Origin of the sequence: Propionivibrio sp. (genome assembly GCF_016790145.1) — a bacterium.
GTDB lineage: Bacteria > Pseudomonadota > Gammaproteobacteria > Burkholderiales > Rhodocyclaceae > Propionivibrio.
Map to the genome: position 1 here is coordinate 20,701 of NZ_JAEUOI010000091.1, position 12,006 is coordinate 32,706.

The 12,006-nt window shown below is 59.5% G+C and carries 9 protein-coding genes; 8 read left to right on the forward strand and 1 reads right to left on the reverse strand.

From position 1 onward, the window contains the following. Positions 1 to 3: 3 nt before the first annotated feature. The 5 genes from JNM42_RS08110 to JNM42_RS08130 all read left to right on the forward strand — a co-directional run bounded on the left by JNM42_RS08110 (position 4) and on the right by JNM42_RS08130 (position 5,251). Positions 4 to 1,110: a HupE/UreJ family protein gene (locus JNM42_RS08110; protein WP_294268185.1), complete on the forward strand. Its 1,107-nt coding sequence runs from the start codon at positions 4 to 6 to the stop codon at positions 1,108 to 1,110. 68 nt (positions 1,111 to 1,178) lie between these two features. Further along, a complete protein-coding gene (locus JNM42_RS08115; protein WP_294268186.1) occupies positions 1,179 to 1,472 on the forward strand; it encodes an antibiotic biosynthesis monooxygenase in 294 nt (97 codons plus the stop codon). Further along, entirely contained in the window at positions 1,469 to 2,653 is a 1,185-nt protein-coding gene (locus tag JNM42_RS08120) for an iron-containing alcohol dehydrogenase (protein WP_294268187.1), read from the forward strand. Before JNM42_RS08115 ends, JNM42_RS08120 begins: the two co-directional genes overlap by 4 nt. A 210-nt stretch (positions 2,654 to 2,863) precedes the next feature. Continuing rightward, positions 2,864 to 3,130 carry a GlsB/YeaQ/YmgE family stress response membrane protein gene (locus JNM42_RS08125; RefSeq protein WP_294268188.1) on the forward strand — a complete coding sequence of 89 codons (267 nt, stop codon included), beginning with the start codon at positions 2,864 to 2,866 and terminating at the stop codon, positions 3,128 to 3,130. 402 nt (positions 3,131 to 3,532) lie between these two features. Continuing rightward, positions 3,533 to 5,251 (forward strand): caspase family protein, encoded by a 1,719-nt coding sequence (locus JNM42_RS08130; RefSeq protein WP_294268189.1) that lies wholly within the window; start codon positions 3,533 to 3,535, stop codon positions 5,249 to 5,251. A gap of 92 nt (positions 5,252 to 5,343) precedes the next feature. Here the strand turns inward: JNM42_RS08130 and JNM42_RS08135 are convergent, their stop codons facing one another. Beyond that, positions 5,344 to 7,173, reverse strand: coding sequence for a TIR domain-containing protein (locus JNM42_RS08135; RefSeq protein ID WP_294268190.1), 1,830 nt, complete (start codon positions 7,171 to 7,173; stop codon positions 5,344 to 5,346). Between the two features lie 214 nt (positions 7,174 to 7,387). On the opposite strand from JNM42_RS08135, the gene JNM42_RS08140 reads away from it, so the two are divergent. The 3 genes from JNM42_RS08140 to JNM42_RS08150 all read left to right on the forward strand — a co-directional run bounded on the left by JNM42_RS08140 (position 7,388) and on the right by JNM42_RS08150 (position 11,508). Beyond that, on the forward strand, positions 7,388 to 8,776 hold the full coding sequence (locus JNM42_RS08140; RefSeq protein WP_294268191.1) for a ribulose-bisphosphate carboxylase: 1,389 nt from the start codon (positions 7,388 to 7,390) through the stop codon (positions 8,774 to 8,776). A gap of 446 nt (positions 8,777 to 9,222) precedes the next feature. Further along, entirely contained in the window at positions 9,223 to 10,299 is a 1,077-nt protein-coding gene (locus JNM42_RS08145; protein ID WP_294268192.1) for a class 1 fructose-bisphosphatase, read from the forward strand. 333 nt (positions 10,300 to 10,632) lie between these two features. Continuing rightward, positions 10,633 to 11,508: a phosphoribulokinase gene (locus tag JNM42_RS08150; RefSeq protein WP_294268193.1), complete on the forward strand. Its 876-nt coding sequence runs from the start codon at positions 10,633 to 10,635 to the stop codon at positions 11,506 to 11,508. The last annotated feature ends 498 nt before the right edge of the window (positions 11,509 to 12,006 follow it).

Consider the following 12,006-nt stretch of genomic DNA (forward strand, 5'->3'; position numbering starts at 1 on the left):
GCCTTGTTCATCGCCTTGCTTTGCGTGCACTGTTCCGTGTGGGCGCACAAGGCCAGTGACAGCTACCTGGTGATTGCAGTAAAAGGCCCTGAAGTGATCGCGCAGTGGGACATTGCTCTGCGTGATATCGACTTCGCGATCGGCCTGGACAGCAACGGCAACGGGGAAATTACATGGGGTGAATTACGCGCTCGCCAGGCCAATGTTGCAGCGTGGGCACTGAGCCGTCTGGAGCTTCAACGCGGTGGATCGTGCCCCCTGAAAATGACTTCGATGCAGGTCGATTCGCATACCGATGGGGGCTATGCCGTATTGCATATCGCCGGGGTGTGTCCCTCTTCCTCGGGCGATCTGCGGCTTGGCTATCGCCTGCTCTTTGACATGGATAGCCTGCACCGCGGTTTGTTGCGCTTGACCGTGGATGGCACTTCCCACGTCTCGGTGCTCTCCCCCGGCAGTGGAGAGTTGCGATTTGACTCGGAAGAAGTCTCACGCCTGGTGCAGTTTCGTGAATACCTGATTGAGGGCATCTGGCACATATGGATCGGTTTTGACCACATCCTTTTCCTGCTGTCCTTATTGCTGCCAGCCGTCCTTGTGCACTCGGGAAATCGCTGGCACGGCGTTACCCGATTTGGAGATGCATGGCGCGAGGTACTTTGGGTGGTGACCTCATTCACCGCTGCACACTCGATCACCTTGTCACTTGCCGCGTTAGGGTGGATTTCGCTGCCGTCGCGCCTGGTGGAGTCAGCCATCGCCCTGTCTGTCATGCTCGCGGCCGCCAACAATTTGTGGCCCCTTGTCGAGCACCGGCGATGGGTGGTGGCCTTTTGCTTCGGGTTGATTCATGGCTTCGGGTTTGCCAGTGTACTGGCCGAACTGGGGTTGCCCGCCGATGCCTTGTTGCTGTCCTTGATTGGCTTCAATCTGGGCGTAGAGGTAGGGCAGATGGCAATCGTTGCCGTATTTCTGCCACTGGCCTTTGTCCTGCGCAATTCGCGTTTTTATCAGTTTGGGATTTTCGTTTGGGGCTCACGGCTGATCCTGTTGGTCGCCACCATTTGGCTGACAGAACGCGCCCTGGACCTCAAACTGGTGAGTTCATAGGGGGTTCGCCACCTGAACTAACCCCGCCGAGTGTAAAATCCCAGGGGGTCAATTCAAGTGAGGTTGCCATGCATGTCACGCTCGTCCACGTCCGCGTCAGGCCAGAGGATGTCGATGCCTTCATCGCCGCAACGCAGGCGAATCATCAGGCCTCGGTCGCCGAGCCGGGCAATCGTCGCTTCGACGTTCTCCAGGCGCCCGACGATCCGGCGCGCTTCATCCTGTACGAAGCCTACGCAACGGTCACCGACGCCGCCGCGCACAAGGAGACCGCACACTATCTCGCCTGGCGCGAAGCGGTCGCCGGCATGATGGCTGAGCCGCGTCGCGGCGAGCCGATGAACGGGCTGCTTCCCGCATGAGCGGCAGTTTCTCGCCCTTCTCGATCGCCCGCCTGCCGCGCATCGAATTCGGCAGCGGCACGCTCGACAGACTGCCCGACATCGCTGCCGGCTACGGCAGTCATCTGCTGCTCGTCACCGGCGCGCGTTCGTTTGCCGAATCCGGAGCCGGGGCGCGGCTGTTCGTCAGTCTTCGCGCGCACAGCCTGTCCTGGGATCAGGTCAGGGTGTCTGGCGAGCCCTCGCCGGAGTTTGTCGATGACACTGTCGCCGCATTGCAGGGAACACGATTCGACGCCGTTGTCGGCATCGGCGGCGGCAGCGCGCTGGACGCGGCCAAAGCCATCGCCGGGCTGCTCAGGCCCGGCAACTCGGTGCTCGACCACCTCGAAGGCATCGGCCCGGAACGGCCCTACCAGGGCCCGGCGACTCCATTCATCGCCGTGCCGAGCACCGCCGGCACCGGCTCGGAGGCAACGAAGAACGCGGTGTTGTCGGTCCCCGGCGGCTACAAGAAATCGTTCCGCGACGACAGACTGGTCGCCGAATGGGCGATCGTCGATCCCGATCTGCTCACCACCTGCCCGCCAGCGCTGATCGCCGCCGACGGGCTGGATGCCTTTACGCAACTCCTCGAGTCCTTCGTCTCGTCGCGCGCCAACCCGTTCACCGATGCCCTCGCCCGCTCGGGGATCATGGCCGCGCGCGATGCGCTTCCCGCACTCCACCGCCAGCAGTCTGCTGCGGCACGCGCGCAAATGGCCTACGCCTCGCTGGCCTCGGGCATCTGTCTGGCGCAGGCCGGACTCGGCGCGGTGCATGGCCTGGCTTCACCGCTCGGCGCCTTCTTCCCGATTCCGCATGGCGCCGTCTGCGGAACGCTGGTGGCCAGCGCCACGGAAAGCAACATCGCCGCACTCGAAGCGCGCGATCCGGGCAGCCCGGCGCTGCCGAAATACGCCGAGATCGGCCGTCGCTTCGCCATGCAGAAGGGCCTTGACGGCCCCGACGCTCGTCGCTTTCTCGTTGCCAGCCTGCGCCGCTGGGAAGAGGAACTCGACCTGCCGCGCCTCTCGGCCTACGGAATCAGTGCAGACGATCTGCCGCGCATCGTCGCCGCCAGCCGCGGATCGAGCATGAAAACCAATCCGATCGTGCTCAGCGATGCGGAACTCACGCAGATCCTCGCCTCCCGACTGTGAAATCCACGGCAGTGGAACAGCGCGCATAAAGAGAGGCTAGAGGTACCAAAGGCGCATCGACTTTTTCTCTTGCGGACAAAATGCAGAGCTGAACCATTTTTGTCGTCATGCCGCGTTCTATATCAGTCTTGAGTTGGCATTGCACTGCGATTTGCCGGCCGGCACGTTATACTCAAGCTGCCTGAAAAACCTCAATGAAAGGAATCCGTCATGGGCATCATCTGGACCATCGTGCTTGGCTTCGTGATCGGCGTTTTCGCCAAACTGCTGCATCCCGGCAAGGAAAACATGGGGTTTTTGATGACCATTCTGCTCGGTATTGCCGGCTCTTTCCTGGCCGGCGTCATCGGTCAGTACCTCGGCTGGTACCAGGCGGGTGAAGGCGCCGGCTTTATTGCCTCGGTGATCGTCGCCATCATCCTGCTGGCGATCTATGGCCGCTTGCGCCAGGGGACGAGTGGGAACGGGGGTTCCTGAAGCGCTTAGTCCGACTGCGCAAACAACACTCTGATCGGGAAAGAAATCCGAAGGTCATGGTGTGCTCGAAGCCGGTTATGGAATTGCCTTGCCGGCTATGCCGGCGTGAGTCAGCCCTATCTTCCAGTGCTGGCCGTTCCACGGGCAAGGCGAAGCCGGACCGGCACCCGCTGTCAGTCAACCCGGCTTTTAACGCCGATGCAGGCCGGATCCAAAGCCATGTCAGAGCGTTTGATGGGCGTGGAACGAGCGAGCGATTTTGCGGGATAGCGGCTCGACGGGTGATATCGTGCAGGCATCAGCGGCAAGCAAACAGGTGTAGTATTCAGCGTTCCCGCAAGCTCAGTCAAACCCGACTGGCAACTGCCGCAAAAAGTAAAAAAAGGACGCAAGTACGCTGAAATGACAAGCCGTCGAGATTTCATCAAGACCGTCGCAGTCATTCCACCAGGGCTGTTCTTCGAGCGCTGTTGGGCGGCAAATCCCGATCCCTCACGGCTGGCGCTGATCATTGGCAACAGTGCCTATCGCGATGCTCCACTGGTCAACCCCGTCAATGATGCCAGGGCATTCGCCCATCTGTGCACTGAGGCCGGCTTGACCGTCGATTCACACCTCAACGCGTCCCGTACCGACATGATGGAAGCCATCGAGCGCTTTGGCGCGACGGTAAAACGACCAGGCACCCGCCAGGCGGTGTTCTATTACGCCGGTCACGGCGCACAGCTCGACTGGCGCAACTACCTGCTGCCGGTCGATGCGGTGGTTGAAAAACAGGATCACATGAAACAACGCTGCGTCGATCTCAACCTGCTGCTTGGCCAGTTGAGTGCAGCGAAAGACAAGACCTTCATCGTGATTCTCGATGCCTGTCGCAACAACCCCTTCGGCATATCCTACCGACCGGAGCAGAAAGGTCTATCACAGTTTGATGCCCCGGTCGGCAGCCTGATCGCTTACTCCACCGCACCGGGCAATGTGGCCTCGGATGGCACCGGTGAAAACGGTCTCTACACCGAAAATCTGGTGCGTGAACTCTCACAGCGCGGTACCCGTATTGAAGATGCCTTGAAGCGTGTGCGCCTCAATGTGCGCCTGGCCTCGCATGGCGAACAGATTCCCTGGGAAACCACCTCGCTGGAAGGTGATGTTTTCCTCTTCAACGAAGGGCAGAAGAAGCTCACCGAAGCCGAACTGGAAAAGCTGGTCGAGACCGACATCAGCGAATGGGCTCGCATCAAATCCTCAAACAAGGTCGACGACTGGGTGGGCTACCTGCGCACCTTCCCCAACGGTCGCTTCTCCGAAATCGCCCAGATGCGCCTGACCCGCTTATTGGCCGAAAGCGAAAAACCAAGGTCTTCCGCGACCAGTCCGGCCTCGGCGGCACCAGGCCCGGTTCAGGCGTTGCCTGCAACTTCCGCATCAAGCCCCGCTCAAGCTGCGGCGCCGAAACCGGAGCCAGTTGCTGTTTCCGCCCTGACCTCAGACGCGCCAGCGATCGACATCAGGGCAGGCGTTGCCATGCCCACGATCATCGCTTCCTCGGCCAACCCGTATTCCGCCGGACGCTATCCGCTTGGCCGGATCTTTACGCTCGGTGACGAGGCGACCTTCCGGCAGACGGACATCCTGACCGGCCTTGAAGAGCGAACCTACACAATGCGCGTAACGCGGGTCGATTACGACGAGGATCGCGTCGAATTCAACAAGGGCAATTCGATCACGGACCTGATGGGTAATCCCATCAAGAACGGGGCTGTACAGTTCAATACACCTGTGCAATTTGCCCCGGCCGAGTTTCAGATCGGCAAGAAATGGGCAGCCGCTTTCAGCCGAATCGAGAAAGGGGTGACTTCGAACGCTTACTATGACCTGCAGATCGTGAAGAGAGAAACCATCAGCGTTCCGGCCGGCAGCTTCGATACCTTCAGGATCGAGGGCGAAGGCTGGAATACGAGCTTCGGCAATCGGCTCCAGGAAAGAATATGGCTGGTACCCGGGCTCAATTTTTTAATCAGGCGTGAATCCATCGGTCGCGGCAAAGGAGGTGGGTTTTTTAGAACCGAAAGGTACGAACTCGTTTCCCTGCGCCAGCACAACTCAATTGAGCCGGTGTGACATCGGCCGCAATACGAAACAGCACCGGTGCCATTAAGGCATTGCGCAGTTTCACTGACGCGCAACCCGCCGAAGCCAGCGTAAGTTCGCCGCTAGGGTAAACGGTACGATACCAGTTCGACCACGTCCTTCTCGATCTCCTGGCCTGCCGCCGAGGTGACGCGGCGCTGCAACTTCACATAGCGTTTGACCTGCGGCGCGTACCAGATGAGGTAATGCACTCGTACCGGTTCGATCGACGCCTGGGTGACTCCTCCCGTAGCGTGGCGACTGCTCCAGACTTCGATCTTGTGGGCGCTGAAAGTACCGGCCGGCACGCTGACCGATTCCAGTCCCTGCGCACTGGCCTCCGAATACCACTGGGTCCACTGCGGGCTCAGGTCGGGGGTCGGAAAGCCGCGCTGCTTGTCCATGTCCGCCAGCGTTACATAGGCCCCAAGATACGGGCTGAACTCGTTGCCAATCCCGTTCCAGGCAATGATGTCCGGCTTGCTGCCGCGCGAGCGCCCTATCTCGGGGGCGGGCCCGGCACCGGGATCGAGCGGCCGCAGCGCGTCGGTGATCAGCCCGTCGGCCGTTACCGACTGCACGACGATCTCGAAACGGAGTTTTGGACTGGTCGGCCATTTGCCGGATGAACGGTAGCTCCAGCGCTCCCCCATGCGTGGCAATACCGATGCCGACGCACCTGCGGGCCCGGTGCTCGATGCCGCAGCAGGCACGGGCTGGGTTGGCTCCGCTGCCGGTTTGGCGATGGGCGGCGCAGGAGCTGCCACCAGGAGTGTTTTGCGCACCGTCCTGTCCGCCCGGTGCGCAGTGAGGGTGAAGGTGGTAGCTGTTTCCAGTTCAACCCGTACGCAGCCTTTGTCTGGCCGCTCGAGTTCGCCTGGGCGCGGCGAGAGCGTGACGCTGTCAGCGTTGCTGACCTGGTAGCACAGGCGAGCGCTGGTGGTGCCGACCTCGGCCTTGAATTCGAGGATTTTCGGCAGTGCCACGACGTGGACTGGCAGCGTAGTTGGACCCGGGACAGGCGCAGCAGCGCTGGCGGACGGGGTCGATACGGACTGTGGGGTCGGCCGGGGCGCACCTTGTGCACTCGCTGCCGGGGCGTCCGGTGGTGAACTCGCCACGCTGGTCACCGTGGACGCTTGCATTTGGCCCACTGTCGGCGCTGCCGGCTGGGCAGGGGTGATCGTCGGTGGCGTGGCGACTGCGGGTGGTGTCTGCCTGGATTGGGCGGTCACCGGGACCGAGGGCTGCGTCACAGGTTCACTGGACGGAGCTCGCGCGGCCAGCGCCCACCACAGAGCGCCCCCCAGCATTACAACTCCCGCCGCTGCGGGCCAGAACCAGGATTTATGACTTCCCGGCGTTGCAGCGCCAGCGCCCTCAGTTCGATTGGCTGGCGCTAACGGTACGGGCGCCTCAATGGAGGCTTTGGAAAGAATCCGTTCCAGCGTGCGAATCAACTCGCCTGAAGAGGCCTCCCACTGTTTGTGGCTGATCTCGATGGCCTGGCGGCGGGTCAAGGATTTGATCTCTTCCGGCAATTCCTCGGCACGCGGCATGACTGCGCCATCAACGAGTACCGGCACCACGCGGATATTGCGCTTGAGCGCGGCGCTGGTTTCCAGCCGGATGAAATCGTTGGGGTCATCGAGCCGCCGGTTCCCGGCAGCATCGGTGCCGTGGGTCCATTCGTCGCCGATGATGACGATGAGCACCTGGCAGGAACTCACGGCCTCCTCGATCGCGTTCACAAAATCGGCGCCGGGCTCGATACCTTCGACATCCATGAACACGCGCTGAGGCCCGAAATGAGCGGCCAGCCGGTCGTACAAGCGGCCGGCATAACCCGCCGAGTCGTCGCGTCGGTAGCTGATGAAGATTCCGTCCATGCCGTGCACGCCCCTTGTTTTCACAGATTCGGATTCAATTGAAACAGATTAAACCATGCAGGAACGGTGGACACGGCGAAATGCCATTTTTTGGTGACTATTGTTTGTTAATGTTTGGTTTGCCTACGCCATTTTGTGTGACTTGTTCAGCGATACCCCAAGTTAAACTTCAAATAATGGTGATGCCCACATACACTCCAGGTCTCGGCAGTGCTTGTAAATAAAATGTGAGATGACAATGGACCAATCGAATCGCTACACCGACCTTGGCCTGAAGGAAGGCGACCTGATCAAGGGTGGCAAGCACATCCTGGTCGCGTACAGAATGAAGCCCAAGGCGGGGGTGGGCTATCTGGAGGCGGCAGCGCATTTCGCCGCCGAATCTTCGACCGGTACCAACGTAGAAGTCTCGACCACCGACGATTTCACCAGGGGACTCGACGCGCTGGTCTACCACATCGACGAAGCCACCGAGGACATGCGCATCGCCTACCCGCTCGACCTGTTTGACCGCAACATGACTGATGGCCGGATGATGATCGTCTCCTTCCTGACGCTGGTGGTCGGCAACAACCAGGGCATGGGCGACATCGAGTACGGCAAGATCCATGACTTCTACATGCCCGAGCGCGCCATGCAGTTGTTCGATGGGCCAGCCAAGGGTATCTCCGATCTGTGGCGCATTCTCGGCCGCCCGGTCAGGGACGGCGGCTACATTGCCGGTACCATCATCAAACCCAAGCTCGGCCTGCGACCGGAGCCGTTCGCGGCAGCGGCTTACCAGTTCTGGCTCGGTGGCGATTTCATCAAGAACGATGAACCACAAGGCAATCAGGTGTTCTGTCCGGCCAGGAAAGTCATCCCCCTGGTCTATGACGCGATGAAGCGCGCCATGGACGAAACCGGCGAGGCCAAGCTGTTCTCCGCCAACATCACTGCCGACGATCATTACGAAATGCTGCATCGCGCCGACTTCATCCTGAAATCCTTTGGACCCGATGCCGACAAGGTGGCCTTCCTGGTCGATGGTTTCGTCGGCGGCCCGGGCATGATGACCACGGCGCGCCGGCAGTACCCCAACCAGTACCTGCACTACCACCGCGCTGGCCACGGCATGATCACTTCACCTTCGGCAAAGCGCGGCTACACCGCCTTCGTGCTGGCCAAGATCGCTCGTCTGCAAGGCGCCTCCGGAATTCACGTCGGCACCATGGGCTACGGCAAGATGGAAGGCGACAGTTCGGACAAGATCATCGCCTACATGATCGAGCGCGACGAGTGTCAGGGCCCGGTGTATTTCCAGAAGTGGTACGGCATGAAGCCGACCACGCCGATCATTTCCGGCGGCATGAACGCGTTGCGCATGCCCGGCTTCTTCAAGAACCTGGGCCACGGCAACGTGATCAACACCTCGGGCGGCGGCGCCTACGGCCACATCGACGGCCCGGCGGCGGGGGCGATCTCGCTGCGTCAGTCCTACGCGTGCTGGCAATCCGGTGCCGATCCGGTCGAGTTTGCCAGGGAACACAAGGAATTCGCCGGCGCCTTCGCGTCTTTCCCGAAGGACGCCGACAAGCTCTATCCGGGCTGGCGCGAGAAGTTGGGTAGCTTCAGAAGCTGTGAATGAATGGATAAACACCGCCCAATCCGTGGCCCGAGGCCAGGCTTCGCGCTCATTCCGGCGCAAGCCGGAATCCAGAACCTTCCTCTGATATCCATGAAAACATTCAGATAAACGAACTGGGCCCCGACTTGCGCCGGGGTGACGAGCGTGGAAATCAGGTACTAATGATTTTTCAAAGACTCTCAGGTAATACGTACTCCCCTGGCGAGTCAAGACTTGCTCTTCACCATACAAAGCGAATATCACGGTAAACTGGCAACCCTCTGTTACATTTGAATCCACTCGCTATCGGCATTTGCACTAACGGGCATCGATTTGGCGCCACCCTGGATGATGAAAGTTGCCGGCCTGCCCGTTTCCCTCACCCCCGCCCCTCTCCCGGAGGGCGAGGGGAGATTCGAGAGTCGCCGGTGCGACTTTCACGCTAAATTATTTTTTGAGGTACCACCATGTTGTTCGGACGGACCAACGTTAATAAGTATCTGGTTGAGGAGCAGCGCCGCATTCCCGCGATAGCCGGTGACTTTTCTATGCTTGTCAGCGACGTCGTGCGCTCGTGCAAAGCCATCGCGCAAGTGGTTTCGCGCGGCGCGCTGGCGGTCAGGCCGGGCGATACGGAGAGCCAGAACCTGCAGGGCGCAACGCAAAGAACACTCGACACCCTGTCCAATGAGGCTTTTCTCAGGAACTGCGAGTGGGGCGGACATCTGACGGCGATGTCCTCGGGCGAGATGGAGGATATTTACCCGATTACGAGCGGAGGCCAGCTTGGCAGGTATCTGCTGGCGTTCGAGCCGCTCGATGGCGCTTCGAATATCGACGTGAATCTGACGGTCGGCAGCATTTTTTCGGTGTTGTGCTGCCCCAACGATTGCAGCGTACCGTCAGCCAGCGACTTTCTGCAGCCCGGTTGTTGCCAGCTCGCCGCCGGTTATGCCATTTACGGCCCGTCGACGATGCTGGTGCTGACCGTCGGCAACGGGACGCATGGCTTTACGCTGGATCGCGATATTGGCGAATTTCTGCTGACCCATCCCAATCTGCAAATACCGGCCGAAACCCGGACTTTTTCCATCAATGCTTCCAATGAGCGCTTCTGGGAACCGCCGATCCGTCGTTACGTTACTGAATGCCTGGCCGGACAGACAGGCCCTCGCGAAAAGGATTTCAACATGCGCTGGGTGGCCTCGATGGTCGCCGATGTGCACCGCCTCCTGATGCGCGGCGGTGTTTTCATGTATCCGCGCGACACCAAGGATATGGACAAACATGGTTACCTTGAACATATACACCGGGCCAATCCGATGTCGATGATCGTCGAACAGGCCGGAGGACTGGCCTCGACCGGTTACGAGCGGATTGGCGACCTGGTTCCGACCAGTCTGCACGAACAGGTGCCGGTGATCCTCGGCTCGCGCGAAGAAGTCGAGCTCATCGACCGCTATCACCGCGAGTATCTCAGCGGAGAAGACAAACCCTTCAGTTCGCCGCTTTTTGCCACACGCACACTGTTTCGAGCTCAGTGAACGGCACCGCCGATCCCCCCAGCGGGTATGGGCTTCGCGCCACCGAATATCATGGATTTTGTGTGCATGCCCTTTACCCCCACCTGCGACCCTCTGATGAAAGCAACACGCGTTTGACCAGATTGCCTGGTCGCTGAATATCCCGGAGGGCGAAACCAGATTCGAAAGTCGCCGGTGCGACTTTCATGCCAAGGAGCCACTGAAATATTAAAACGTCATTCCGGTGAACGCCGGAATCCAGACAAGTCATGGCACTGGACACCGGCTTCAGCCGGTGTGACGGCTTATTCAGCGTTTCCCCAAACGAATTTTCAGAAATACAGGAGATGTCTCATGTCGATCAAACACCCCATCATCGCCATTACCGGCTCATCGGGTGCCGGCACCACGTCGGTTACCCGTTTTTTCCAGAATATTTTCCGGCGCGAGAACATAAACGCCGAAATCATAGAGGGCGACAGCTTTCACCGTTACGACCGTGCGGAAATGAAAGCGAAGATGGACGAAATGACGGCCACCGGTGACAATCACTTCAGTCACTTCGGCCCGGAAGCGAACCTGCTCCCCGAACTTGAAGAGCTCTTCCGTGAGTACGGAGAAACGGGTGGCGGCAAGCGCCGCTACTACGTCCATGACCATGAAGAAGCCAAGCGCCTCGGCGCCGAGCCGGGAACATTCACCCCATGGGAAGACCTGCCTGAAGGCTCCGACCTGCTGTTCTACGAAGGCCTGCATGGCGCCGTCAAGACCGACAAGATCGATGTCGCCAGCCTCGTCGACCTGCGCATCGGCGTCGTGCCGATCATCAACCTCGAATGGATACAGAAAATTCATCGTGATAAGGCGCAACGCGGCTACTCGACAGAGGCGGTGATGGATACCATCCTGCGCCGCATGCCGGACTACATTAATTACATCTGCCCCCAGTTTTCGGAGACCCACGTCAACTTCCAGCGCGTGCCGACCGTCGATACGTCCAACCCGCTTATTTCCGAAGACATTCCATCGGCCGACGAGAGCTTTGTCGTCATCCGTTTTGCCGACCCGCATGGCATCGACTTTCCCTATCTCATGAGCATGCTCCATGATTCGTTCATGTCGCGACCGAACATCATCGTCTGCCCCGGCGGCAAGATGGGCCTGGCCATGCAGATCATTTTCACACCGATGATCCTGCAAGTGATGGACAGGAAACGCCGCAGACGCTGAGCGCTGGCGAACGCATGATCAAAACACCTCAGGGACAGCGGAAAAGCCTTTTGAATCCCTGTGAGGAGATCTTCAGATAGTGGTGTGTCTGGGAGGCGAGCAGTACTCGCTGAACCCTGCCGGTGTGTTTCGTCCAGGACTTCAGTTTGGGCGGTCCTGGAACACGGTGTGTGTAGTTTGTTGCGCCATGCCCGTCGTCGCTTGTCAGTGAACGGCAGATCACCTCAGATTGCGGCCGTACAAGCAAACTGATGGTATGCGACGGCATTCGACCCCTATGTATAGTTTGTAACTAGTGTCTGACCGAAAACCCCGTTTTTTGTCGAGCGCTCCGCCTTGCAGTTCTCATTAGTCATTGATTTTGTCGCTCATTCCACGTCGCGCTGTCCGGTTTGTTTCGATCAACGGCAATTATATACATTTAGCATATCAGTCAAGTAAAGCATTCCGAAGACTGCCAGATCACGTTATGAGACAGGGTCGCGGTGCCCTATGCTG